Source organism: Pseudomonas sp. JL3, assembly GCF_031570575.1.
Lineage (GTDB): Bacteria > Pseudomonadota > Gammaproteobacteria > Pseudomonadales > Pseudomonadaceae > Aquipseudomonas > Aquipseudomonas cucumis.
In genome coordinates this window covers 37104-61638 of sequence record NZ_JAKWJK010000019.1, presented here as the reverse complement: position 1 = coordinate 61638, position 24535 = coordinate 37104, and the positions used below count along the sequence as shown (strand labels likewise).

Annotated in this window: 21 protein-coding genes and 1 pseudogene; 14 read left to right on the top strand and 8 right to left on the bottom strand. The window is 58.6% G+C overall.

What is annotated here, in order from left to right:
- Nucleotides 1-187: 187 nt before the first annotated feature.
- From MMG91_RS24805 to MMG91_RS24795, 3 genes are all read left to right on the top strand, one after another.
- Complete coding sequence (locus tag MMG91_RS24805) at nt 188-1204, top strand: class I SAM-dependent rRNA methyltransferase (RefSeq protein WP_305446923.1); 1017 nt, start codon at nt 188-190, stop codon at nt 1202-1204.
- Between the two features lie 61 nt (nt 1205-1265).
- Nucleotides 1266-4256 (top strand): DUF748 domain-containing protein, encoded by a 2991-nt coding sequence (locus tag MMG91_RS24800; protein ID WP_310660990.1) that lies wholly within the window; start codon nt 1266-1268, stop codon nt 4254-4256.
- Nucleotides 4256-4552: a DUF2845 domain-containing protein gene (locus MMG91_RS24795; RefSeq protein WP_305449860.1), complete on the top strand. Its 297-nt coding sequence runs from the start codon at nt 4256-4258 to the stop codon at nt 4550-4552. The genes MMG91_RS24800 and MMG91_RS24795 overlap by 1 nt, the downstream gene beginning before the upstream one ends.
- A 179-nt stretch (nt 4553-4731) precedes the next feature.
- On the opposite strand, the gene MMG91_RS24790 is transcribed toward MMG91_RS24795, so the two are convergent.
- Both MMG91_RS24790 and MMG91_RS24785 read right to left on the bottom strand, forming a co-directional pair.
- Complete coding sequence (locus MMG91_RS24790; RefSeq protein WP_310660989.1) at nt 4732-5088, bottom strand: BON domain-containing protein; 357 nt, start codon at nt 5086-5088, stop codon at nt 4732-4734.
- 317 nt (nt 5089-5405) lie between these two features.
- A complete protein-coding gene (locus MMG91_RS24785; protein ID WP_310660988.1) occupies nt 5406-5831 on the bottom strand; it encodes a pilin in 426 nt (141 codons plus the stop codon).
- 226 nt (nt 5832-6057) lie between these two features.
- Between MMG91_RS24785 and pilB the strand changes: the two genes are divergently transcribed.
- The 5 genes from pilB to yacG are packed head-to-tail and all read left to right on the top strand — an operon-like array spanning nt 6058 to nt 10669.
- Nucleotides 6058-7758, top strand: coding sequence for a type IV-A pilus assembly ATPase PilB (pilB, locus tag MMG91_RS24780; protein ID WP_305446927.1), 1701 nt, complete (start codon nt 6058-6060; stop codon nt 7756-7758).
- Between the two features lie 2 nt (nt 7759-7760).
- Nucleotides 7761-8978, top strand: a complete 1218-nt coding sequence (locus MMG91_RS24775; RefSeq protein WP_305503317.1) for a type II secretion system F family protein — start codon at nt 7761-7763, stop codon at nt 8976-8978.
- A gap of 1 nt (nt 8979) precedes the next feature.
- On the top strand, nt 8980-9852 hold the full coding sequence (locus tag MMG91_RS24770) for an A24 family peptidase (protein ID WP_305446929.1): 873 nt from the start codon (nt 8980-8982) through the stop codon (nt 9850-9852).
- Entirely contained in the window at nt 9849-10472 is a 624-nt protein-coding gene (gene coaE, locus MMG91_RS24765; protein ID WP_305425147.1) for a dephospho-CoA kinase, read from the top strand. Before MMG91_RS24770 ends, coaE begins: the two co-directional genes overlap by 4 nt.
- Nucleotides 10469-10669, top strand: coding sequence for a DNA gyrase inhibitor YacG (gene yacG / locus MMG91_RS24760; RefSeq protein WP_030130376.1), 201 nt, complete (start codon nt 10469-10471; stop codon nt 10667-10669). The genes coaE and yacG overlap by 4 nt, the downstream gene beginning before the upstream one ends.
- A gap of 9 nt (nt 10670-10678) precedes the next feature.
- Here yacG and MMG91_RS24755 read toward each other — a convergent pair whose 3' ends face one another.
- On the bottom strand, nt 10679-10894 hold the full coding sequence (locus MMG91_RS24755; protein ID WP_007938959.1) for a hypothetical protein: 216 nt from the start codon (nt 10892-10894) through the stop codon (nt 10679-10681).
- Between the two features lie 63 nt (nt 10895-10957).
- Nucleotides 10958-11647 carry an energy-coupling factor ABC transporter permease gene (locus MMG91_RS24750; RefSeq protein WP_310660987.1) on the bottom strand — a complete coding sequence of 230 codons (690 nt, stop codon included), beginning with the start codon at nt 11645-11647 and terminating at the stop codon, nt 10958-10960.
- Between the two features lie 1125 nt (nt 11648-12772).
- On the opposite strand from MMG91_RS24750, the gene MMG91_RS24745 reads away from it, so the two are divergent.
- The 4 genes from MMG91_RS24745 (at nt 12773) to dctM (ending at nt 17310) form a co-directional block, all read left to right on the top strand.
- The gene (locus MMG91_RS24745; RefSeq protein ID WP_310661009.1) at nt 12773-14227 is read left to right on the top strand and encodes a TrkH family potassium uptake protein; all 1455 of its coding nucleotides are present in this window, start codon (nt 12773-12775) and stop codon (nt 14225-14227) included.
- A gap of 103 nt (nt 14228-14330) precedes the next feature.
- Complete coding sequence (locus MMG91_RS24740; protein ID WP_310660986.1) at nt 14331-15326, top strand: TRAP transporter substrate-binding protein; 996 nt, start codon at nt 14331-14333, stop codon at nt 15324-15326.
- Nucleotides 15327-15397: 71 nt separating this feature from the next.
- Complete coding sequence (locus tag MMG91_RS24735) at nt 15398-16030, top strand: TRAP transporter small permease (RefSeq protein ID WP_310660985.1); 633 nt, start codon at nt 15398-15400, stop codon at nt 16028-16030.
- On the top strand, nt 16027-17310 hold the full coding sequence (gene dctM, locus MMG91_RS24730; protein ID WP_310660984.1) for a C4-dicarboxylate TRAP transporter large permease protein DctM: 1284 nt from the start codon (nt 16027-16029) through the stop codon (nt 17308-17310). The genes MMG91_RS24735 and dctM overlap by 4 nt, the downstream gene beginning before the upstream one ends.
- On the opposite strand, the pseudogene MMG91_RS24725 reads toward dctM, so the two are convergent.
- The 4 genes and pseudogenes from MMG91_RS24725 to MMG91_RS24710 all read right to left on the bottom strand — a co-directional run.
- Nucleotides 17305-17460: pseudogene (locus MMG91_RS24725) on the bottom strand (LysR family transcriptional regulator); the annotation flags it as partial. The gene dctM and the pseudogene MMG91_RS24725 overlap by 6 nt on opposite strands.
- A 5-nt stretch (nt 17461-17465) precedes the next feature.
- Nucleotides 17466-18734, bottom strand: a complete 1269-nt coding sequence (locus tag MMG91_RS24720) for an OprD family porin (RefSeq protein ID WP_310660983.1) — start codon at nt 18732-18734, stop codon at nt 17466-17468.
- A gap of 112 nt (nt 18735-18846) precedes the next feature.
- Nucleotides 18847-20058 carry a benzoate/H(+) symporter BenE family transporter gene (locus tag MMG91_RS24715; RefSeq protein WP_310660982.1) on the bottom strand — a complete coding sequence of 404 codons (1212 nt, stop codon included), beginning with the start codon at nt 20056-20058 and terminating at the stop codon, nt 18847-18849.
- Entirely contained in the window at nt 20055-21422 is a 1368-nt protein-coding gene (locus MMG91_RS24710; protein WP_310660981.1) for an MFS transporter, read from the bottom strand. Before MMG91_RS24710 ends, MMG91_RS24715 begins: the two co-directional genes overlap by 4 nt.
- Before the next feature lie 363 nt (nt 21423-21785).
- Here MMG91_RS24710 and ppk2 point away from each other — a divergent pair, with 363 nt between their 5' ends.
- Both ppk2 and MMG91_RS24700 read left to right on the top strand, forming a co-directional pair.
- A complete protein-coding gene (ppk2, locus tag MMG91_RS24705) occupies nt 21786-22610 on the top strand; it encodes a polyphosphate kinase 2 (protein WP_310660980.1) in 825 nt (274 codons plus the stop codon).
- A 49-nt stretch (nt 22611-22659) separates the two neighbouring features.
- Nucleotides 22660-24441, top strand: coding sequence for a sulfate permease (locus MMG91_RS24700; RefSeq protein ID WP_310661008.1), 1782 nt, complete (start codon nt 22660-22662; stop codon nt 24439-24441).
- The last annotated feature ends 94 nt before the right edge of the window (nt 24442-24535 follow it).

The following is a 24535-nucleotide window of genomic DNA, read 5'->3' as shown; positions in this document are numbered from 1 at the left end:
GAACTCGTAAATCGTTCGCGCAATGATCGTTCCCACGCTCTGCGTGGGAATGCAGCCAGGGGACGCTCCGCGTCCCAGAAGCAGACGCAGAGCGTCCGGTGAGGCATTCCCACGCAGAGCGTGGGAACGATCAGTCCATAGCTGTTAAACTCCCGCGCCCCCAATTCCCTCCTGCAAGGCGCCCAGCATGTCTCCCTTGAATCAGGCGCTGCGCGCCGCCCTCGATCGTCGTCAGGACCTGCTTGCCGAGTTGCATCAGCAAGGCACCGATTGCTATCGCCTGTTCCACGGCAGCCAGGAAGGCGCCGGCGGCTTGACCATCGACCGCTACGGCCCGCAACTGTTGGTGCAGAGTTTTCACCAGGCACTGGAGCGTGACGCCCTGCTGCAACTGCACGAGATCGTCAATCAACAACTGGGCCTCGACACCTTGCTGGTCTACAACGACCGTTCCCGTGGCAACTCGCGCATCGACCGCGAAGACACCGTCTACCGCGCCGACGAAGCCGCCCTGCAAGATTTGATCGGCCACGAATGGGGACTGAACTACCGGGTTCGCGGGCGCCACGCTGGCCAGGATCCGTTGCTGTTTCTCGACCTGCGCAACGCTCGCGGCTGGGTCAAGGCGCACAGCAAAAACAAAAGTGTACTGAACCTGTTTGCCTATACCTGTGGCGTCGGCCTCAGCGCCGCGGCAGGTGGTGCGAGCGAGGTGTGTAACCTGGACTTTGCCGAAGGTAATCTGGCGGTCGGTCGTGAGAACGGTCTGCTCAACCCGCAATTGCCGACCATGGAATTCATCCAGTCCGATTACTTCCCGGCGATTCGTCAATTGGCCGGCCTGCCGATCAGCCAGCGTCGCGGCCAGAAACTGCCGAGCTATCAACGTCTGGACCCGCGTCAGTACGATCTGGTGCTGCTCGATCCACCGGCCTGGGCCAAGAGTGCCTTTGGCACGGTCGACCTGTTACGTGACTACCAGAGCCTGCTCAAACCGGCGCTGCTGACCACCGCCGACGATGGCGTGCTGATCTGCTGCAACAACCTGGCGAAGGTCAGCATGGACGATTGGCGCGAACAGGTTTTGCGCTGCGCAGAGAAGGCCGGGCGACCGGTGCGTGAGTGGACAGCGCTGACACCGGGCAGCGATTTCCCGTCGATGGACCTGCAGCCGCCGCTGAAAACGCTGATCCTGCAGCTCTGAAATTTCACGCCGATAATCAGATAAATCCTATAAAGCGTGGTTGCTTCGGAACCGCAAACGCATGCCATACTCCAAGGCACTCCGATTCCGACAGATGAAGCCGCACATGCCCAAAGGATTGATTCGCGCTATCGGCGCCTTGTTGACTGCCCTGGCTCTTTATAGCCTGTTGGGATTTCTGATTTTGCCGGGCATCGCGTTGCGAATCGCCAACCAACAATTGGCCAACTACGCCACGACGCCCGCCACGATTTCGCGGATCGAACTCAACCCGTTCAGCCTTGAAGTCACCCTTTGGGGCCTGGTCATCGGCGAGCCGGGCAAGGAACAGGTGGGCTTCGAACGGCTGTACGCCAACCTGCAGATCGATAGCCTCTGGACCAAGGCGCTGCACTTGTCCGATATCGAACTGGACAAACCCAAGACCGAAATCCTCTTCAGCAAGGACGGCAAGCTCAACCTGCTCGGCCTGTTCAAAATCCCCGCCAGCGAACCGACCCCGGCCGATCCGGACGCCAAACCATTCCCGCTGCGTGTGGAGCGGATCAAACTGGCCAGCGGCTCCGTCCATTTCGAGGATGCACGGCCCAGCGAACCCATCGAATTCCTCTACGACAAACTCGACTTCGAACTGAAAAACCTCAGCACCTTGCCCGAAGACAGCGCCGACATGACGTTGGTGGCCGTCGGCCCGGCAGGTGGTCAGATCGACTGGACCGGTAACTTCAGCCTGATCCCGATCGCCTCCGAAGGTAAGCTGAAAATCACCGATGGCAAGATGAAATCCTTTTGGCCTTATGTGCGCGATGCTGTCCCACTCGCACTCGAAGATGGCGTCGTCAGCCTCAGCACCGACTACAAACTCAACCTGGCCAAGGAAACCGAACTGCTGCTGAGCAACGTTGCCGTCAGCGTCGCGCCTTTCGCCATCAAGACTGCGGACGGTCGACCGCTGGCCAAGCTCGAGCGGCTGGACATCAGCGAAACCACCGTGGACCTGGCCAAGCAGCAAGTGGTGGTCGGCAAGATTCGCAGCCAGAAACTGGAAACCTGGGCCGCCCTCGAAGCCGACGGGCAACTCGACTGGCAAAAACTGTTCGCCAGTCAGCCGTCCAAAGCGGCCGCCAAGGCCAATGCCGAGCCGACCAGCGCACCAGCGGCTGCCGATTCGCCGAAGCCTGAACCGACCGCACCGAGCAAGCCTTGGCAGGTGCTGCTCAAAGACGTGCAACTGCGCGATTATCAGGTGCACCTGGCCGACCGCAAGGCACAACCGGCGGTGGCGTTGGAGCTGGGCCCACTGAACCTGGACCTGCAAAATTTCGACAGCCTCAATGGCTCACCTTTCAACCTCAAGCTCGACACCGGCGTGGGCAAGCAAGGCAAGATCCTGGCGGACGGCGTGGTCAATCTGGCCCCGATCAGCGCCAAACTGAACGTGCAGACCAAGGACATCGACCTGCGCGTCGCCCAGTCCTACATCAACCCGTTCATTCGTCTCGAACTGCGCAGCGGCATGCTGGGCAGTGATCTGGCGGTCGACCTGAAAAGCACCGAGCCGCTGGCGTTCAACATCACCGGTCGCGCCCAGGTCGATCAACTGCATACCCTCGACACCCTGAAAACCCGCGACTTCCTCAAGTGGCAACAGTTGGTGCTCGAAGGTCTGAATTATCAACATGGCGACAGCCTGTCGATCGACAAGGTCAACCTGTTCCAGCCCTATGCACGCTTCATGATCAACGATGATCGCACCACCAACATCGATGACTTGCTGATCCCGCAACCGGCCGACTCCGGCGCCACAACCACCGCTGCGGCCAAACCGGCAGCCGGGAAAGAAAAACCGCTGGGCATCCACGTTGGCGGCATTGCCATCAATGACGGTTCGGCCAACTTCGCCGACTTCAGCCTGACCCCGAACTTCGCCACAGCGGTTCAACAGCTCAACGGGAAGATCGGCACCATCGACAGCCGCCAGGCAAAACCGGCCAGCGTCGACGTCAAAGGCAAGGTCGACCGCTATGCGCCGGTGACCATCAAGGGTTCGGTCAACCCGTTCGACCCTATGGCCAGCCTGGACATCGCCACCAGTTTCAAACGGGTGGAACTGACCACGCTGACGCCCTACTCCGGCAAGTTCGCCGGTTACCGTATCCGCAAGGGCCGGCTCAATCTCGACCTGCATTACAAGATCACCAACGGCCAGCTCCTGGCCGAAAACAAAGTGGTGGTCGAGCAGCTGCAACTGGGTGAAAAGGTCGACAGTCCAGACGCCGTGAGCCTGCCGCTGAAACTGGCGATTGCCTTGCTCAAGGATGTCGACGGCAAGATTTCCATCGAACTGCCAGTGAGCGGCGACCTGAACAATCCGCAGTTCAGTGTCATGCCTATTATCTGGCAGACCCTGCGCAACCTGATCGTGAAAGCCGCCGCAGCGCCATTCAAAATGATTGGCGGGCTGGTCAGCGGCGGTGGTTCGGAAGACTTGGGCACCGTGGCATTTGCACCGGGCTCAAGCGACCTGAGTAAAGACGCCGAAGCGGCACTGGTCAAGCTGTCCCAGGCGCTCAAGGAACGTCCGGCCCTGCGCCTGGAAATCGAAGGCACCGCCGCCAAGAGCAGCGATGGCCCGCTGATTGCCGAGCAACGCCTGGAGCGGGAATACCAGTACAACTACTACAAAATGCTCCAGCGCCGCGGTGACAAGGTGCCGGCCCAGGCCTCATTGCTGGAAGTGCCGGACAGCGAGAAAGGCCCGCTGCTCGAAGGGATCTACCGCACGCGCCTGAAGACCCAGCCGCCCGCCGAATGGAAGGACCTGGGCAAGGAAGAACGCAGCAAAAAAATGCGTGAAAGCGTGATCGCCTTCTGGAGCTCCAGCGAGGTGCTGTTACGTCAACTGGGGCAAGAACGGGCCAGCAGCATCAAGGATTATCTGGTGGACAAGGGTCAGTTGGCCGATGACCGCGTGTACTTCATCGACGCCAGCCTTGCAGAGGCAGAAAGCGATGGCCGGGTTATTACCCCCATGCATCTGGATGCCGAGTGATGGGCGCACGCGGGCTTCTGAGCCTGGCTCTGTTGCTGGTTGCCGGCCAGGCTGCGGCGGCCGACACCTTGCGCTGTGGCAGCCAATTGATCAGCGTTGGGGACAGGGCCGGCGAAGTACTGCAGAAATGCGGAGAGCCGGTTGCCCGCGACTTGTTGGGCTACAAGCGTAGCGCCAATCGACGGGAAGAGTTTCAGGTCGAGGAATGGACCTACGGACCCAACAGCGGGATGTACCAGTACCTGCGCTTTGAAGGAAACCGGTTGGTTCGAATCACCAGCAAGCGCGGCAACTGAACAATCAAAAGATCTTTCTTCTGATCTTTGTTCCCCAAAATAGAACAGGCCCCGACACAAATGCCGGGGCCTGTAATGGCCACATCCTTGTGGCCTTCGCATGAACGCTCAAGTAGCGGCAGACGTATGACTCGGCCCGCCTACCGCACCTTCTCCCGGTCCAGGCGAGAAGCCTTGTTTTACTCGGTTTTCAGGCCGTCAGCGGACACCGCTTTGACGCCTTTGATTTTCTTGGTGATAGCCACGGCGGTGTCTTTCTGGGCATCTGTCAGAACGGTCATGGAAGACAGGGAAACAACGCCTTTGTTGGTTTCGACTTTGATGTCAGTGCCAGGGATGCCTTTTTCGGTCACCAGGTCTGCTTTGACTTTGGTTGTGATCCAGGTATCGGAAACATCCTCTTTCGCTTCAGTGACTTCACCGGCGGCCAGCATCATGGGTGCCTGAGTCGCTTGGGTGGTCTGTGCGAATGCAGCGTTGGCCATGGTCAGGGTCAACGCGGTAGCAGTAGCGGCAGCGATAGCGAACTTCTTCATACGAGTAACTCCTGTATTTCTGGAAAGTCTGCTGCGTGTCTTGTCAGCAGGGTTACAGGAGATAGTGCGAACGGTGTGCCAACTGTCAGATAAAAAATAAACACTTATAAATCAATAACTTAACAACAATGGCAATTTTCGAGATCATGCAAATTGCATGACTGCGAAATTATCTACATGCAACATGCGGGTTTTAACGCAGGCCTAAAGCCATGAATTGTCGGGGATTTTTTTGATTATTGAATTGACCTACAAATGACGAGCAAAAAAATGCCCCGCGTCGTGAAACGCAGGGCATTCGACAGGATGACAATGGATCAGCCAGCAGCGGCAACGCCAGTGCAGCCTTTAGGCGCGTATTCCTGTTCAACCGTCGTGGCGCAAGTCCAGCCGCCAGTGAGCGTGCGCGAAAGCGTGATGGTTTTGCCGAGCACCGGCCCCGGTGCATTGAGAATCGTGCAACCAATACTGCCCACACCGGAAGAGGCGGTACCCGTTGCCGTAATCGTGCAATTACCCGTGGCGCTCGCCGCGCCGATCCCGGCGGGGGCGGCAATATCAGTGCCTTGATTGATGATGTCTTCGAAAGGCACCTTCAGTGCCGAAATTTCTGCAACCGCAGCGGTGACCTTCGCCCGCGCCTGGTACTTCGAATACTGCGGCAACGCAAACGTCGCCAGAATCCCGATGATCGCCACCACGATCAGCAGCTCGATCAGAGTAAAACCTTTTTGATTTTTCATAGACAGGCTCCATGCATGAGTCGAAATCTCATGATCTGAACAAGGCACAGCACAGGTCATGCCAAGCCGCGCGCGCCCCTGCCTGCTGGGCACGAGATCGCGGCAAAGACCTTTCCTACTCCAAGGATCCGCACTATCTGACACTTTTTGTCACCTCACCCCGGCTGGTTTGGTTCCACTGCTTGACTAGGCTATAAGTCATTAACTGTCTGCGTCCGGTATCCCAATGAATGACATTGCCCTTAGCGGTCTGGCCAAGCAATTGGTACTGGCCGAGCTGATCACTGATCAAAGTGCGCAACAGGCGTATCAACAAGCCCAACGCAATCGCATTTCGCTGGTCAGCTATCTGGTGCAAAACAAACTGCTGAAAAGCTTACAGGTCGCCGAGGTGGCCTCGGAGCATTTCGGCATGGCCCTGCTGGACCTCAACTGCCTGGACAAAGACACTCAACCCCGAGGGCTGGTCAGTGAGAAACTGATCCGTCAGCACCACGCCCTGCCCCTCTGGCGGCGTGGTAACAAGCTGTTCGTGGGGATTTCCGACCCGACCAATCACCAAGCCATCAATGACATCCAGTTCAGCACCGGGCTGAGCACCGAAGCCATTCTGGTGGAGGAAGACAAGCTCAGCGACGCCATCGAAAAATTCTTCGACAACCACTCCACCGGTCTGGAAGACATGGCCGATGTCGACCTCGACGGGCTGGACATCGAGTCGGTCGATGACCAGAAACAGGATTCAATCGTAGGGCAAGATGCCGATGATGCCCCCGTGGTGCGCTTCGTCCACAAGATGCTGCTCGACGCGATCAAGAGCGGTTCTTCCGACCTGCATTTCGAACCCTATGAAAAAATCTACCGCGTGCGCATGCGCACCGATGGCATGCTGCGGGAGGTCGCCAGGCCGCCGACACAACTGGCCAACCGCATTGCTTCCCGGCTGAAGGTCATGGCCAGTCTCGACATTTCCGAGCGGCGCAAACCCCAGGACGGGCGAATCAAGATGCGCCTGTCCAAAAGCAAGTCCATCGACTTCCGGGTCAACACACTGCCCACCTTGTGGGGCGAGAAAGTGGTGATCCGGATCCTCGACCCCTCCAGTGCCCATATGGGCATCGATGCCCTCGGCTACGAACCCGATCAGAAAGACCTGTACATGGCCGCGCTCAAGCAGCCACAGGGGATGATCCTGGTGACTGGTCCCACTGGCTCGGGCAAGACCGTGTCGCTCTATACCGGGCTGAACATTCTCAACACCGTCGACATCAATATTTCCACTGCCGAAGACCCGGTAGAAATCAACATGGAAGGCATCAACCAGGTCAACGTCAATCCCAGGCAAGGACTGGATTTCGCCCAGGCGCTGCGCTCGTTTCTGCGTCAGGACCCGGACGTGATCATGGTCGGTGAAATCCGCGACCTCGAAACCGCCGAAATCGCCATCAAGGCTGCCCAGACCGGGCACATGGTGCTTTCCACCCTGCACACCAACAGCGCCGCGCAAACCCTGACCCGCCTGCACAACATGGGGATTCAGGGGTTCAACATCGCGACCTCGGTCAGCCTGATCATCGCCCAGCGCCTGGCGCGCAAACTGTGCAGTCATTGCAAAAAGCCCATCGAGATTCCCCGCGAGGCGTTACTCAAAGAAGGCTTTCCCGAGGAACGCATCGGCTCGTTCACGATCTATGAACCGGTCGGTTGCGATCAGTGCAACAGCGGTTACAAAGGGCGAGTAGGGATTTATGAAGTGGTAAAGAACACCCCAGACCTGCAACGGCTGATCATGGCCGAAGGCAATTCACTGGAAATCGACATCCAGATGCGTAAGGACGGCTTCAACGACCTGCGTACTTCGGGCCTGCTCAAGGCCATGCAAGGCATCACCAGCCTTGAAGAAATCAATCGGGTCACGAAGGACTGAACATGGCGGTCAAAGCGGCGAAAATCAGCATCTATGCCTGGGAAGGCACAGACAAGAAAGGCACAAAAATGACCGGCGAGTTGACCGGCCAGAATCCCGCGCTGATCAAGGCCCAGTTACGCAAGCAAGGGATCAACCCGGGCAAGGTGCGGAAAAAAACCGCGTCCATTTTCAGTGCCGGAAAACGCATCAAGCCCCTGGACATTGCCCTGTTTACCCGGCAGATGGCGACCATGATGAAAGCCGGCGTACCGCTGCTGCAATCGTTCGACATTATCGGCGAGGGCTTCGATAACCCGAACATGCGCAAGCTGGTGGACGAGGTGAAACAGGAAGTCGCGGCCGGTAACAGCTTCGCCGCGGCCCTGCGCAAAAAGCCCCAGTATTTCGATGAGCTGTACTGCAACCTGGTGGATGCCGGCGAGCAGGCTGGCGCCCTGGATACCCTGCTGGAACGGGTGGCGACCTATAAGGAAAAGAGCGAAAGCCTCAAGGCCAAGATCAAGAAAGCCATGACTTACCCGCTGGCGGTGGTGTTCGTCGCGATCATTGTGACCGGGATCCTGCTGGTTAAGGTTGTGCCGCAATTCGAGTCAGTGTTCTCGGGGTTTGGCGCCGAGCTGCCGGCGTTCACCGTGATGGTCATCGGCTTGTCGGAGTTCCTGCAGGCCTGGTGGTGGATGGTGCTCGGCATGCTGGGCGCGCTGGTCTTCGGCGTCCGCCATGCCTTTAAAAAGTCCCCGGGCTTTCGGGACCGGATGGACACCTGGCTGCTGAAACTGCCGTTGGTTGGCGCGCTCATGTACAAGTCCGCCGTGGCCCGTTACGCCCGCACCTTGTCGACGACGTTTGCCGCCGGGGTGCCACTGGTCGAAGCCCTGGAGTCAGTGGCGGGCGCGACTGGCAACATCGTGTTCAAGCGAGCGGTGTTACGCATCAAGCAGGACGTTTCAACTGGCATGCAGCTGAATTTTGCCATGCGCACCTCCGGCATCTTTCCGAACATGGCGATCCAGATGACGGCCATCGGCGAAGAGTCCGGCGCACTGGACGACATGCTCGACAAGGTCGCAAGTTTCTATGAGGACGAAGTGGATAACATGGTCGATAACCTGACCAGTCTGATGGAGCCTTTCATCATGGTGGTGCTGGGGGTTATCGTCGGCGGCCTGGTGGTTGCGATGTACCTGCCCATCTTCCAACTTGGCTCAGCGATCTGATATGTCCTTGAACGAATTTCTGAGTCTCAACCCGCTGGCCTTCACGATCACCGCATTGGTGATCGGTTTGCTTATCGGCAGTTTTCTCAACGTGGTGGTCTGGCGCCTGCCGAAAATGCTTGAGCGTGAATGGCGCTTGCAGGCCCATGACGTCCTGGACTTGCCACCCGAAGCCCCCGGCCCGGCTTACAACCTGATACTGCCTCACTCCGAGTGCCCCGACTGTGGCCATCGGATTCGAGCGTGGGAAAACATTCCCGTGCTCAGTTATCTGTTTTTACGTGGGCGATGCTCGAACTGCGCGACGCCGATCAGTAAACGTTACCCGCTGACCGAACTGGCCTGCGGCGTGCTGTCGGCGTTCGTCGCCTGGCATTTCGGTTTCGGTTGGCAGGCCTGCATGGTGCTGGTCCTGAGTTGGGGCCTGCTGGCGATGAGCCTGATCGACGCCGAACACCAGCTGTTGCCGGACGTGCTGGTGCTGCCGTTGATATGGCTGGGGTTGATCGTCAACAGTTTCGGGCTCTTCGTGTCTCTGCATGACGCGCTCTGGGGCGCGGTGGCCGGCTACATGGCGCTGTGGACGGTGTTCTGGCTGTTCAAGTTGATCACCGGCAAGGACGGCATCGGCTACGGCGACTTCAAGCTCTTGGCGATGCTCGGCGCCTGGGGCGGTTGGCAGGTCCTGCCGCTGACCATCCTGCTGTCATCGCTGCTGGGCGCCATCATCGGGGTGATTTTGCTGCGCCTGCGGGACGCAAAAACCTCGACGCCGCTACCCTTTGGCCCCTATCTGGCCATTGCCGGCTGGATTGCCTTGCTCTGGGGTGGTCAAATAACCGGCTTCTATTGGCAGTTTGTCGGTTTGAAATGAATACCCCTGTGGAAAAACCCTGGATTCTCGGCCTGACCGGCGGCATCGGCAGCGGCAAAAGCGCGGCCGCCCAGCACTTCATCGACCTGGGCGTGCACGTGGTGGACGCCGATCATGCGGCTCGCTGGGTGGTCGAACCCGGTCGCCCGGCACTGGCGAAGATCGCCGAGCACTTTGGCCCCGGCGTGCTGCAAGCCGATGGCCAACTGGATCGCGCGGCGCTGCGCAAGCTGATCTTCGAAGTGCCGGATGAACGCCGCTGGCTCGAAGCACTGCTGCATCCGCTGATCGCCGAGGAGATCGCCCACCATCTGGCCAAGGCACAATCGTCTTACGCGATTCTGGTTTCGCCGCTGCTGATCGAGTCCGGGCAGTACGCCATGACCCAACGGGTCCTGGTGATCGATGCCCCGGAACAGTTACAGATCGAACGCACCCTGCAGCGTGACCAGACCAGCGAACAGCAGGTCCAGGCGATCCTCAAGGCCCAGTCCAGCCGACAGGACCGCGTGAGCCATGCCGACGATGTGGTGGTCAACGACCGCGACCTCGCCTGGCTGCACAGCGAGGTCGAACGCCTGCATCACTTTTACCTTACTTTGCGTGGAGGCCAGTCATGAGCCAAACCCCAACCGTCGATTGCCCAACCTGTGGCGCCCCTGTCGAATGGAGCCCCGAGAACAAGTTCCGGCCATTTTGTTCAGACCGTTGCAAACTGATCGACCTGGGCGCCTGGGCGTCGGAAGAACACAAGATCCCGGTGAGCCCGGATGCCGAAGACGAACTGTTCAGCGAAGACTTCGACCCGCGTCACTGATCCCGACCCTCAGGGCCGCATAAAGCCATAGTCCTGGCCTTCGTCGAGGTTCTCGGCGAGAAACCGCAACTCATCGGCCAGGTCTTCGATATTGCGTACCGCCTTGCTCTGCTGCACCACCGCACTGAGCAAGGCGCGCAGGCTCAATCCCGGATCGAAACCCACCTCTTGCGCCACATCCAGACTCTGACGCAACTCCTGCCGGGCCCACTCATACACACTCATGCCATTGCTCCTGAAGGTTTTCCGGAGCATGGATTCGTCAACGATTTTTGGATTTGATGTGGATCAAGATTTGGGATCGTCGTCTTTCCAGGGCGCCGAAAGGTAGCGGGTGCGATTGAACGTCTCCAGCCATTCGGGGCAGAACACCACCAATGCGCTGACCACCATGCCGTTGATAAACGCTTCCGGGAAAATCAGCAGCCACAGGTAACCGACAAAATCTTCCAGCCAATACGGCATGGCGAAACGTTCGTCGTACCACAGCAATGTGAGCGCCAGAATCAGGCACAACAGGGCCGACAACGCAGCGGCAAAAAAACCGGAACAGAAGATATACACAAAGGGATTACGCGGCTGCGCGCGCTCGACCAGGATTGCGCAGCACTCAGTGACCAGCACCGGCAGCAGAATCAGCAACGAGCCGTTGACCCCCATGGCCGCCATGTCCTGCCGCCCGAGCAGCACCAATCCTGCTTGCGCGACCAACCCGCCGACAATCGCCAACGGCCAATCCAGCAGTAACGTCACCGCCGTCATGCCGATGAAGTGATAGGACACGCCCGTATCAAAGTCCCGTCGCACCAGCCAGAGCATGAACAGCGCGAACACCGTGCCGAACAAGAGATGCTGACGGCGGCTATCGCTGAACAGTTCGACCCAGGGCGCTCGACAGACAGCCCAGATCACTACCGGCGCGTAAATCAGCCAGCCCACTGTAAGGCTTTGCGGTGACAGCAGTTCAGCGCCAATCATGGGCAAGCCTTTTCCGGCGCCTGGGCCCGCATAAGCGCAAGACTGAGCAGCAACACTGTTCTATATTTCACGCGTCTCTCCCGTCGTGATAGCTCTCAGTCTATACCGGCGTTTCTGACTGGCCGAATCGCTGTTCTAGCCGCGGGATTTTGAGGGTGTACATATCCGTTTCTGCGGTAACGGCCACCTAGGGTTCCGCCCTTACGGCGGGTCACTTGGAAAAGCCCCAAGTAACCAAGGGCTTCTGCCCCTTTCGTTCGGTGCCTCGCTTAGGCTCGGCATGCCCTCGCTCCGGTCCTGCTCCGTGGGCCCGCCGCGATCGGCCATCCATGGCCGTGCGCGGCTAACCCGGCATCCATGCCGGGTTGCCCACTGCGCAGAACCTCCTCTCGGCCTCTCGAGGGGGCGTTGCATCAACATCAAAAGCTGCAGGCGAGCTAACGCTCGGCCTGTTGAGTGGTGAAAGCAGAGCGGATGTGCTCTGATTTTTTGTGGGAGCGGGCTTGTCGGGTCGCCGCATCGCGGCGATGGCGGCCTGTCAGCCGATCAATCTTCCCCGACTATACCCAGTCCAATTGTGGGAGCTGGCTTGCCTGCGAAGCTGTTGATCTTACCGTTGCCGTTGCCGTTGCTTTGGCTTTGGCTTTGGCTTTGGCTCTTGATCTTGATCGTGATCTGTCGCCCCTTTCCCAGAGGCCGAACGCAGGTATTGCGCAGGGGGCACCGCGGCAAGGATGCCGCGGTAGCCGCCCCCGGCCATGGATGGCCGATGGCGGCGGGCCCCCGGAGTAATGCCGGAGTGAGGGCATGCCGAGCCTGGGCGAGGCACCGAATGGCGGGGCAAAAGCGCTTTGGTTACTTTCGCGCTTTTCGAAAGTGACTCGCTGTAAAAGCGAAACCATAAGCGGCCATAACCGCAGAAACGGATATGTACACGATCAAAGACCCCAATCGGCTATCAGGCCGCCTTCGCGGGCAAGCCTCGCTCCTACCAGAGCCGATATACCTATGCTTCTAACCAGGCGCACAGAGAATCCGCGGGATCGAAAAAAGTTACGTAAACTTTACGAGACAAAACGACAAGCCGATCGATACTGCGCGGCGCTAACAAGACAGGCGTTTTTTATGTCCATTGCGGCACTGCGACTTATTGGTTTTATCCTGGGTATTTTTTTGATCACGCTGGCGGTGAGCATGTCGATACCGATGCTCACGCTGGTGATCTATGAACGCAACGATGATATGTCGGCCTTTCTGTGGTCGAGCCTGATCACTGCGGTGTCTGGGCTGCTATTGATCAACAAGGGACGTCCTGAAGACGCTCAGTTGCGTCCCCGCGATATGTACATGCTGACGACCGCCAGTTGGGTAGTCGTCTGCATGTTCGCCGCATTACCCATGGTTCTGATCCAGCACATCAGCTACACCGACGCGTTTTTTGAAACGATGTCCGGCATCACCACCACCGGATCGACCATCCTGACCGGTCTGGACACTGCCTCGCCCGGATTGCTGATCTGGCGTTCAATGCTGCATTGGCTGGGAGGGATCGGCTTCATCGGCATGGCCGTGGCCATCCTGCCGCTATTGCGGGTCGGGGGTATGCGGCTGTTTCAGACTGAATCATCCGACTGGTCGGAGAAGGTCACACCACGCTCCCACGTCGCCGCCAAATACATTCTGGGCTTGTATATCGGGCTGACCGCTGTTTCCACGCTGGCGCTGTGGATAACAGGGATGACCCCGTTCGAAGCCATCAACCATGCAATGTCGTTGATTTCCACGGGAGGTTTTTCCACCTCCGATTCGTCTCTGGCGCACTGGACTCAACCGGCCATTCATTGGGTGGCCGTGGTTATCATGATTCTGGGTAGCCTGCCTTTTACGCTGTACGTGAGCCTGTTGCGCGGGAATAAACAGGCCTTGCTCAAAGATCATCAGGTACGCGGCTTCATTGGCTTTTTGATCATCACTTGGCTGCTGTTCGGCACCTGGTTGTGTTTGCACAGCGAGTACAGCTGGTGGGAAGCGTTTCGGATTGTCGCCGTTAACGTGACGTCAGTGGTCACGACGACCGGCGTGGCGTTGGGTGATTACACGCTGTGGGGCAGTTTCTCCGTGTTGCTGTTCTTTTATCTGACCTTTGTCGGCGGCTGCTCCGGTTCCACCGCTGGCAGCCTTAAAATCTTCCGCTTTCAAGTGGCTGGCGCATTGCTCATGGGCAGTCTGAAACAATTGATCCATCCTCGAGCCGTCATCAGTAAAAAATACAACAACCATCCCATTGATGAGGATATCGCCCGTTCACTCCTGACATTTTCATTCTTTTTTACCATCACTATCGGGGCGATCGCCATGGGCTTGGCGATCATCGGCCTGGACTGGACCACGGCATTGAGTGGCGCGGCCACCGCCGTCTGCAACGTGGGACCTGGCCTTGGTTCGATCATTGGCCCGGCAGGTAACTTCTCGACACTGCCCGATGCCGCCAAATGGCTGCTGACCATTGGCATGCTGCTGGGACGGCTGGAGATCCTCACCGTTCTGGTGCTGTTCATCCCGGTTTTCTGGAAATACTAGTTGCAACGACCAATGGTGATTTATTGCCTAGACTCCTCTTGTCCACCGTGCAAACGCGTTCAGACATGAACGGCACGAGAACTAAAACAAGAGGAATAACTAAATGCTCAAATCATTGTGGAGCGCGGCCGTCTGCACACTCGCGCTGGGCGCATCGAGCCTGACGCTGGCGGCTGATCCAGTCGTTATCAAGTTTTCTCACGTGGTCGCCGAACAAACGCCTAAAGGCCAAGGCGCCCTGCTGTTCAAGAAACTCGTCGAAGAACGTCTGCCCGGCAAGGTCAAGGTAGAGGTTTATCCAAACTCGTCGCTGTTTGGTGACGGCAAGGAAATGGAGGCGCTGCTGTCGGGCGATGTGCAGATGATTGCGCCCTCGCTGGCCAAGTTCGAGCAATACACACCCAAGCTGCAATTGTTCGATCTGCCGTTCCTGTTCAACGACATCTCGGCAGTTGACCGCTTCCAGCGCAGCCCTGACGGCCAGGGGCTGCTCAAGGCCATGGAAAGCAAAAACATCACCGGTCTGGCCTATTGGCATAACGGCATGAAGCAGTTGTCCGCCAACAAGGCGCTGCGAGAACCGGGCGATGCCCGCGGATTGAAATTCCGCGTGCAGGCTTCGGCCGTGCTCGAAGAGCAATTCAAGGCGGTGCGCGCCAACCCTCGCAAGATGAGCTTCGCCGAGGTGTATCAGGGCTTGCAGACCGGCGTCGTCAATGGCGCGGAAAACCCTTACTCGAACATCTACAGCCAGAAAATGCACGAAGTGCAGAAGTTCATCACTGAATCCGACCATGGCTTGCTGGACTACATGTTGATCACCAACACCAAGTTCTGGACTGGCCTGCCACCGGATATAAAAACCGAACTGGACAAGATCATCGTCGAGGTCACCACTCAGGTGAACAAGGATGCGGAGAAACTGAACCAGGATGCCAAACAAAGCATCATCAACGCCAAAACCACTGAAATCATCACCCTGACCCCAGAGCAACGTGGCAAGTGGCGCGAAGCAATGAAACCGGTCTGGAAGAAGTTCGAAGGTGATATCGGTGCCGACCTGATAAAGGCCGCCGAAGCCGCCAACCAGGCTCAGTAATCTGCCGGCGGGCGCCACCCGAAAGGGTGGCCCCTGTTTCATCGTCGTCACTCGATCGGGAGATGCCACTCATGAATGCCTTACGGCGAATCTGGGATCACTTCGAAGAAGGTTTTATCGTCTTCCTGCTGGCGGCAATGACGCTGGTCACGTTCGTTTACGTCATCCTTAACAACCTCTATAGCGTTTTCTACAGCCTCGCCGAGCAGTGGCAGAGCGCCAGTGAACCCTTGTTCGCCATTGGCGACAGCGTGATGGGGATGGCCCAAGCCATGACGTGGAGCATATCGCTGACCAAAGCCTTGTTCGCCTGGCTGATCTTTTTCGGCTTGTCCTATGGCGTGCGCACAGCCGGGCATATCGGTGTCGATGCCTTGGTGAAGCTGGCCAGCAAACCGGTTCAGCGAATCATTGGCATCATTGCCTGCCTCTGCAGTCTGGTCTATGCGGGCCTGCTCAGCGTCGCCAGTTTCGAATGGATTCAGACGCTGTTCATCGCCGGCATCGGTGCCGAGGACCTCGGTCATTACGGCATCATGCAATGGCATATCGGGCTAATTGTGCCGGTGGGTTTTGCCTTGGTGTTCATCCGCTTTGCCGAGATCCTGGTGCGTATCGTGCAAAACCGTCAAACGGGCCTGGGCCTGGCCGACGAGGCCGCGGAGGTGATGAAACTGACCGAGCATGAGGATGACAAAAAATGACTATTCTCTTCCTCTTTGCTGCCCTGTTCGTGCTGATGTTTATCGGCGTACCGATCGCTATTTCCCTTGGCCTGGCCGGTTCGCTGACGATCATCTTTTTCAGCCCTGACTCCGTGCGCTCACTGGCCATCAAGCTGTTCGAGACCTCCGAGCACTACACGTTGCTGGCCATCCCGTTCTTTTTGCTGGCCGGTGCCTTCATGACCACGGGCGGTGTGGCGCGGCGCTTGATCGACTTTGCCAACGCGTGCGTGGGCCATATTCGCGGCGGCCTGGCCATCGCGGCGGTGCTGGCGTGCATGCTGTTCGCCGCGCTGTCCGGCTCAAGCCCCGCGACGGTAGCCGCCGTGGGCTCCATCGCCATCGCGGGGATGGTCCGCTCCGGTTATCCACAGGCGTTCGGTGCCGGTATTGTGTGCAACGCCGGCACGCTGGGGATTCTTATTCCCCCTTCCATCGTGATGGTGGTGTATGCCGCGGCAACGGAAACCTCAGTCGGCAAGCTGTTCATGGCCGGCGTCGTGCCCGGGCTGCTGCTGGGTACGGTACTGATGGTGGCCATCTACATCGTTGCCGTCAGGAAAAATCTGCCCGCCATGCCACGGGCGACCGTTCGTGAATGGTTGAGTGCGGCACGCAAGGCCATTTGGGGCTTGTTGCTGATGGTCATCATTCTGGGCGGCATCTACAGCGGAATGTTCACCCCGACCGAGGCGGCGGCCGTAGCGGCGGTCTACGCGGCATTCGTTGCGCTGTTCGTCTACAAAGATATGTCGCTCCGTGAAACGCCGAAGGTGCTGCTCGAATCCGCCAAACTGAGCATCATGCTGATGTTTATCATCGCCAATGCCATGCTCTTCGCTCATGTGCTGACCACCGAGCAATTGCCCCAACAAATCACCGCCTGGGTGATCGGCGCGGGCCTGACACCCATCACATTCCTGCTCGTGGTGAACATCGTGTTGTTGGTGTCGGGGGCGTTCATGGAACCTTCGGCGATCATCCTGATCCTGGCGCCGATCCTGTTTCCGATTGCCACTCAGTTGGGGATCGACCCGATTCACCTGGGGATCATCATGGTGGTGAATCTGGAGATCGGTCTGATTACTCCCCCCGTAGGCCTGAACCTGTTCGTTACCTCGGCGGTGACCGGCATGCCACTGGCCGCTACCATCCGTGCAGCCATGCCTTGGCTGATTCTCCTGCTTCTGTTCCTGGTATTGATTACCTATGTACCGTGGATTTCTCTGGCTCTGCCGAACTTGCTGGGGATGACGTAAACGAGAGGTCGGCAGCAAGCGCAGTAACGTGCCGTCGCTCAAGGGTCGTGTTGCGGTATAGAACGGAATCAGGCTGATCCCCATGCCGGCCTCCGACGCCTTGACCATTGATTCGGCGACGTTGCAATGAGAGGTCTTGCCCGGGCTGACGAGGCTCATAACAGCTTCCAGGTGTAGCTGAGGATCAGGCGGTTTTCGTCGATATCGCTGCGGTAGTTGGAGCGCGCCATCACATTGCGAACACGGATGCCGAGGCCTTTGAGGCTGCCGCTCTGCAACACATAGCCGATATCCAGATCGCGCTCGCGGTCCTTGCCTTCAAAGCCCTTGCCGGTGTCGACGTTATTGCCGGTGATGTAACGCACGGTGCTGGTCAGGCCGGGCATGCCGAGGGCGGCGAAGTCGTAGTCGTAACGGACCTGCCAGGAGCGCTCGTCGGTGTAGGCGAACTCGTAGGTCGGCACTTCATTGCCCAGTGGCGAGATGTTGGCAAACACTCGCGGGAAGGCGCTGTCACCGAACATACCCTGATAGCCGACATAAAACGTGTGGCCGCCGCGCTTGGCCGATAGCAAGGAGAAGAACGCCTGGTTGTCGATCTTGCCCAGCAACTTTTTGCCGTCTTCACGCGAATCGTAATAGCCAAGGTTGGCGCCCAGGGTCCAGTCTCCCAACGGCTCGCTGTGCTTGAAGCCGAGAAAGCGCTGGTTGTAGATATCTTCCAGTTGCCCGAACCAGGCACTGACCGAACTGCGTTTGTCATTGAAGGCGTAGTCGGCGCCAGCAAAGTTGAAACCATCGCTGCTGACCTGACGCTGCGGAACATGACCGAGCATAGCTTGCATCTTTTCGTCGCCGGCCTCGTTGCGCAGGCTGGTCGAATTCAAGTGGCCGCCCTGCAAGGTCAGGCCATCGATTTCATTGGAGCTGATGCTTGCGCCCTGATAGCTGGGCGGCAGCAGGCGGATATCGCTGAAGGCCAGCACCGGCAGGTTGGGTTGCAACTCCCCCACTTTCAACTCGGTCTTGGAGTAACGCATCTTCAGCGCACCCTCCAGACGGCTGTAATCATTTGCCGCGCGACCATCATCGTGCACCGGCAGCAAACCGGTATTGACCCGGTCCGGGCTGCTGTCGAGTTTGAGCCCGAGCAGGCCAATAACATCCACGCCAAAACCGACCGGACCCTGGGTATAACCGGATTTGACGTTGAGGATGAAGCCCTGCGCCCACTCTTCGGCCTTCGACTGTTGATTGGCGCCGACGATGTCCGAGAAGTCCCGACTGAAGTAGTAGTTACGCGCCTGCAAGGTGGCCGTGGTGTCTTCGATGAAGCCGCCCTCGGCAGCCATCACGCCACTGGAAAAACCCGAGACGACCGCCAGGGACAACACTGAACCGGTTGCTGGAAAAATCTGTTTCATCGCTGTTCTCTTATTGTTATTGATCGACAGGTTGAAGTGCTTCACCCGTGGCGGATTCGCCGCTGGGGATAGTGAAAACGGATATGGATCGGGGTTGCGATTACTTACTCGGTCAGCGCGCCACCTCCTGCGCAGGGGTGGCTTGAGTCGCCGGCGCAGGCCGCCGGGCACTCAACAGCACGTGTGTGACCATGCCGAAAATCAATCCCCAAAAAGCGGCGGACAAACCAAACAGCGACATGCCCGAGGCGGTGGTGAGAAAGGTCACCAGCGCGGCTTCGCGATCACTCGGCACCGCCATTGCGCCGGCCAACGCCCCGGCTATCGCCGCAAACAGCGCCAGCCCGGCCAGGGCCGCGATCAGTTCCTTGGGGAACGCCGAAAACAACGAAACCAGCGTGGCGCCGAAGATCCCCAGCACCAGGTAACACAGCCCGCCCACGACCCCGGCCACATAGCGTTTGCCCGGATCTTCATGGGCCTCGCGACCGGTACAAATGGCCGCGGTAATCGCCGCCAGATTCAACCCGTGACAACCAAACGGCGCCAACAGCGCAGTGCCCAACGCGCTGCTGGCGATAATCGGGCCGGCCGGCGTTGTGTAGCCGCTGGCACGCAGCACCGCCATGCCGGGAACAAACTGGCCGGTCAGCGCCACCATCACCAGCGGCAAGGCGACATTCAGGATCGCGCTCAGGCTGAACACGGGGGTAATCCATACCGGCGTGGCCAAACCGATCACCAGCGCTTCGCGGTGCAAATCACCGGCAAGAAACGCAATCGAACAACCCACCAGCAGCACCATCAACACCGCATAGCGCGGCATCACCCGCTTGCAGATCAGGTACGTGGCAAACATCGCCAGCACCAGCAGCGGCTTGCCTTGCAACGAGACGAACAACCCAGTGCCGAAGCTGAACAGAATCCCCGCCAGCATCGCCGCCGCAATCGCTGCGGGCAGTTTGCCGATGATCCGGTCAAACGCCCCCGACACGCCGACCAGGAAAATAATCAGGCTGCTGACCAGATAAGCGCCCACCGCCTCCGGCATGGGGATTCCCGGCAACAACGCCACCAGCAACGCCGAGCCCGGTGCCGACCACGCGATGATCACCGGAACTCGGTAACGCAAGCTCAAACCGATGCCGAGCACGGCGCTGCCGATGGAAATCGCCCAGACCCAGGACGACAACACGTCCCGCGAGAGGTGCGCGCTCTCGGCGGCCTGAAAGATGATCACCAACGGGCCTGCGTAGGAAATCACCGTGGCGATAAATCCGGCGACGGCAGCCGACAGGGAAAAGTCCTGGAATAACGCTTTCATGAAACCTCGCCGACAGCCTCATCAGGCGATACGTGATGCAGGCCCGGTAGTGTTTGCTTGGCACTGCGCTGGCTGCTGATGGCGAACACCGTCATGGCGAGGGCGGCCACCGCACCGGGCAAGGCAAACACCATGAAGTTCAGTTGCAGCGGCAGGCTGATCCCCAGCAAGGCACCGCCCAGCAATGGGCCGACGATCGCGCCGTTGCGGCCGATGCCTGACGCCCAGCCCAAACCGGTGGAGCGAATGGTCATGGAATAGAACTGCGCAGCGCAGGCGTACAACAGAATCTGCGAGCCGATGGTGGTGGCGCCAGCAAGGGCAATCAGCAGGTACAACACCGGCATCGGACTGTTGAAGCCCAGCAAGGTGATCGATGCCGCAGCAATGACGAAAAACACCGCCAGCACGCGCGGCAGGTTGAGCTTGTCGCCCAGCACCCCGCCGCCGACCGCGCCGAAAATGGCACCGAAGTTGAGCACCAGCAGGAACGACAGACTCGAGCCCAGGCTGTAACCGGCGTTGGCCATCAGTTTCGGCAGCCAGGAACTCAAGGCGTAGACCATCAACAAGCAGCAGAAAAATGCCAGCCACAGCATCAGCGTGCGCAGCGCACGGCCCTCACGGAACAGTTGCAACACGGGGGTGCCGGTGCCCTTCACTTCGCTCATGTGCAACTCGTCGCTGGCGAGCGCGACGTAAGCCGGGTCAACCCGTTCCAGAACGTTACGCGCCTCTTCATCGCGCCCCTGACGCAGCATGAAACCCACCGACTCGGGCAGGAAGTACATAATCAACGGCAACAACAGCAACGGCAGCACAGCCACGTAAAACACTGACTGCCAGCCGAAACTCGGGATCAACACAATGCCGAGCCCCGCCGAGAGCATGCCGCCCACCGAGTAACCGCTGAACATGATCGCCACCAGCGTGCTGCGGATTTTCTTCGGCGCGTACTCGTTCATCAGCGCCACGACGTTGGGCATCACCCCGCCAATGCCCAGCCCGGCAATGAACCGACAGAGGCCAAACTCGGTGGGGTTACGGGCAAAACCATTGAGCACGGTAAAACCGCTGAAGAGCATCACGCACAGGGTGATGGCTTTCTTGCGACCGATTTTGTCCGACAACGGGCCGAAAAACAGCGCGCCGAACATCATCCCGAACAGTGCATAACTTCCCAGTGCGCCGGCTTGCAAGGGACTGAGCCCCCACTCTTTCATCAGCATCGGCAACACCACGCCGTAAATCACCAAATCGTATCCGTCGAAAATGATGATCAGGGCGCACCAGAACAGCACCATCCAGTGAAAGCGGTTGAATCGAGCGTTGTCGATAACCTCATGTACGTTGATCTTGCGCATGGCATCTATCTCTTGTTGTTGTTTTTTTAAGAGTCGGTAACGCGGCTAACGTCCGTACAGCCGAGGGTAGAGATGCCAGACACGGGGCAATAGCCGCTTTGCGCAGATCGCTATCCGTTTTGTGCAATGCCCTGAACCGGGCGTGGGGTGAGGCGTGCTCCAAGAGCCTGTAGCAACCCTGTAGAGGGTTGATTCATGGACTAGACTCACGCGGTGGTAATGGAGTTGAACGTCAAGAGCAGAGGGGCCGTCCACGACTGACGCCAGTTTTGCTCGAAGCAATGCTCAATCTGCAGGCTGATAGCTGCACCTGCAGGGTCTATCTATCGATAGTCAGCGACTGGCATTTGTGAGGCTTGGGTCATGGCAAAGGACAAGAAGAAAACCCCTGTTAAAAGTAACTCCGCTGAACCGTTGAAACTGAAGAACAAAGCCTATCTTGAGCAGTTACGCCAATTGCATGTCGAACTGGTCAAGTTGCAGGAATGGGTGAAAGAAAAGGGCATCAAGATCTGTATCGTCTTCGAGGGACGTGACGGCGCCGGCAAGGGTGGGACGATCAAGGCGATCACCGAGAGGGTGAGCCCGCGTGTCTTTCGGGTCGTGGCGTTGCCGGCACCGACCGAGCGCGAGAAGAGCCAGATGTATATGCAGCGCTACATGGCGCACATGCCAGCGGCTGGCGAAGTGGTGATCTTCGATCGCAGTTGGTACAACCGCGCAGGGGTCGAGCGTGTGATGGGATTTTGTACCGATCAGCAAGTGACCCGTTTCCTGAGCCTGGCCCCTCTCATGGAACGCATGATGGTCGACTCGGGTGTAATGCTGTTCAAGTATTGGCTGGAAGTCAGCGAAGAGGAGCAAACCCGCCGGCTCGAGGCGCGGATCAAGGATGGCCGAAAAATCTGGAAACTGACGCCGATGGATCTCAAGTCATACAGCCGCTGGTATGACTACTCGCGCGCACGTGACGACATGTTCAAGGCGACCGACACCGATCATGCTCCGTGGCTTGTGGCCAACTCGAACGACAAGAAGCGGGCCCGCCTCAACATCATCTCTGATTTGCTCAGTCGCATTCCGTACAAGAATGTACCGCGCGAGAAGGTGGTTTTGCCCAAGCGGCAGAAATCAGGCGGCTATCGTGAACCGAATTATCCGCTGCGGCGAATTCCAGAAAAATTCTGACCGGCACGTTCAAGCGGATCTGCGCTGTACACCAAAGGGCCACAGTCCTATGAGCGATTCGGATTCTTCGTCTCCCGTCCCGGAACCCGGCCGGATTGCCCATCGGGAAACCAGCGACGATAAAACCAGTTGGAGCCGCTGGCTGCCGGGACTGCGCACGCTACGTGGATACAAAATTGCCTGGTTGCGGCACGACTTCGTGGCCGGACTGGTGCTGACCACGATGCTGGTGCCCGTCGGCATCGCCTACGCAGTGGCATCGGGCGTACCCGGCATCTATGGCCTTTACGCGACCATCGTTCCGCTGCTCGCTTATGCGCTGTTCGGACCCAGCCGAATTCTGGTGCTGGGGCCGGATTCCTCGCTGGCTGCCGTTATTCTCGCCGTCGTGCTGCCACTGTCCGGCGGTGATCCGCGTCGTGCCATCGCCCTTGCGAGCATGATGGCGATCGTATCGGGGGTAGTGTGCATCCTGGCCGGCATAGCGCGCCTGGGCTTTGTCACGGAGCTTCTTTCCAAACCGATCCGCTACGGGTACATGAACGGAATCGCGCTGACAGTATTGATCAGCCAACTGCCCAAACTTCTCGGTTTTTCAATTGAATCCGACGGCCCGTTGAGAAACCTGTGGGCCATCGCTACAGCGATCATGGAGGGGAAAACCAACTGGACCGCCTTCATGGTCGGTGCAGCCACCCTGGCCGTGATTCTGCTGTTCAAGGGCAACAAGCGCGTACCGAGCATTCTGATCGCCGTGGTGGGAGCGACCATCGTCGTGGGGGTGCTGGACCTTGCAGAGAGCGCTGGAATATCAGTCCTCGGCTCTCTTCCACAAGGCTTGCCTGCGTTCGACATCCCCTGGATCACCAGGGCCGACATCGTCCCCGTCCTGATCGGCGGTTTCGCTGTTGCCCTGGTTTCATTCGCCGATACCAGCGTGCTCTCACGTGTCTATGCGGCGCGGAGCCGTACCTATGTGGACCCGAACCAGGAGATGGTGGGCCTGGGCGTCACCAACCTGGCCGCCGGATTTTTTCAGGGTTTTCCGATCTGCAGCAGTTCGTCACGTACGCCCGTGGCCGAGGCCGCAGGCGCCAAAACCCAGCTGACCGGAGTCATCGGCGCGGTTGCCGTCGCCTTATTGCTAGTGGTGGCGCCGGACCTGCTGAAGGATTTACCCACCAGCGCACTGGCTGCGGTAGTGATCGCATCCGCCATCGGCCTGATTGAGGTCACCGACCTGCGACGCATTTATCGAATCCAGCGTTGGGAGTTCTGGCTGTCAATCGTCTGCACCGTCGGCGTAGCCGTGCTGGGTGCGATTGAGGGCATCGGCCTGGCCATTGTGATCGCCGTCATCGAATTTCTGTGGGATGGCTGGCGCCCTTACTCTGCCGTTCTGGGACGCGCGGAAGGCGTCAAGGGTTATCACGACATCAAGCGCTATCCCGACGCGCGCCTTGTACCCGGCCTAGTGCTGTTTCGCTGGGATGCGCCGTTGTTTTTCGCCAACGCCGAGTTGTTCCATGACCGAGTGCTGGACGCCGTGGCGGCATCGCCTACGCCAGTGCGCTGGCTGGTCGTTGCGGCGGAACCCGTCACCAGCGTGGACGTGACCTCGGCCGACATGTTGGCTGAGCTGGACGAAACCTTGCACGCGGCGGGCATCAAGTTGTGCGTGGCCGAGATGAAGGACCCGGTCAAGGACAAGCTGAAGCGATTCGGGCTTTTCGCGCGGCTTGGCGAATCGGCGTTCTTTCCAACAATAGGCACTGCAGTCGACAGCTATCTGATGATTCATCCGGTGGATTGGGAGGACGAGGATCGCTGAGTGGCATGGAGACACTCAGCGACGGGTTTTTATCAATGTTTCCATGTTTACCGGCTCGCCCGTGGCTTACCGAACGCATGCCTTTGCCACTCTC

Bases quoted from the DNA above. Each gene is read 5' to 3' on its own strand.
- MMG91_RS24805 (WP_305446923.1), top strand. From the start codon at position 188: ATGTCTCCCTTGAATCAGGCGCTGCGCGCCGCCCTCGATCGTCGTCAG.
- MMG91_RS24800 (WP_310660990.1), top strand. From the start codon at position 1,266: ATGCCATACTCCAAGGCACTCCGATTCCGACAGATGAAGCCGCACATG.
- MMG91_RS24795 (WP_305449860.1), top strand. From the start codon at position 4,256: ATGGGCGCACGCGGGCTTCTGAGCCTGGCTCTGTTGCTGGTTGCCGGC.
- MMG91_RS24790 (WP_310660989.1), bottom strand. From the start codon at position 5,088: ATGAAGAAGTTCGCTATCGCTGCCGCTACTGCTACCGCGTTGACCCTG.
- MMG91_RS24785 (WP_310660988.1), bottom strand. From the start codon at position 5,831: ATGAAAAATCAAAAAGGTTTTACTCTGATCGAGCTGCTGATCGTGGTG.
- pilB (WP_305446927.1), top strand. From the start codon at position 6,058: ATGAATGACATTGCCCTTAGCGGTCTGGCCAAGCAATTGGTACTGGCC.
- MMG91_RS24775 (WP_305503317.1), top strand. From the start codon at position 7,761: ATGGCGGTCAAAGCGGCGAAAATCAGCATCTATGCCTGGGAAGGCACA.
- MMG91_RS24770 (WP_305446929.1), top strand. From the start codon at position 8,980: ATGTCCTTGAACGAATTTCTGAGTCTCAACCCGCTGGCCTTCACGATC.
- coaE (WP_305425147.1), top strand. From the start codon at position 9,849: ATGAATACCCCTGTGGAAAAACCCTGGATTCTCGGCCTGACCGGCGGC.
- yacG (WP_030130376.1), top strand. From the start codon at position 10,469: ATGAGCCAAACCCCAACCGTCGATTGCCCAACCTGTGGCGCCCCTGTC.
- MMG91_RS24755 (WP_007938959.1), bottom strand. From the start codon at position 10,894: ATGAGTGTGTATGAGTGGGCCCGGCAGGAGTTGCGTCAGAGTCTGGAT.
- MMG91_RS24750 (WP_310660987.1), bottom strand. From the start codon at position 11,647: ATGATTGGCGCTGAACTGCTGTCACCGCAAAGCCTTACAGTGGGCTGG.
- MMG91_RS24745 (WP_310661009.1), top strand. From the start codon at position 12,773: ATGTCCATTGCGGCACTGCGACTTATTGGTTTTATCCTGGGTATTTTT.
- MMG91_RS24740 (WP_310660986.1), top strand. From the start codon at position 14,331: ATGCTCAAATCATTGTGGAGCGCGGCCGTCTGCACACTCGCGCTGGGC.
- MMG91_RS24735 (WP_310660985.1), top strand. From the start codon at position 15,398: ATGAATGCCTTACGGCGAATCTGGGATCACTTCGAAGAAGGTTTTATC.
- dctM (WP_310660984.1), top strand. From the start codon at position 16,027: ATGACTATTCTCTTCCTCTTTGCTGCCCTGTTCGTGCTGATGTTTATC.
- MMG91_RS24720 (WP_310660983.1), bottom strand. From the start codon at position 18,734: ATGAAACAGATTTTTCCAGCAACCGGTTCAGTGTTGTCCCTGGCGGTC.
- MMG91_RS24715 (WP_310660982.1), bottom strand. From the start codon at position 20,058: ATGAAAGCGTTATTCCAGGACTTTTCCCTGTCGGCTGCCGTCGCCGGA.
- MMG91_RS24710 (WP_310660981.1), bottom strand. From the start codon at position 21,422: ATGCGCAAGATCAACGTACATGAGGTTATCGACAACGCTCGATTCAAC.
- ppk2 (WP_310660980.1), top strand. From the start codon at position 21,786: ATGGCAAAGGACAAGAAGAAAACCCCTGTTAAAAGTAACTCCGCTGAA.
- MMG91_RS24700 (WP_310661008.1), top strand. From the start codon at position 22,660: ATGAGCGATTCGGATTCTTCGTCTCCCGTCCCGGAACCCGGCCGGATT.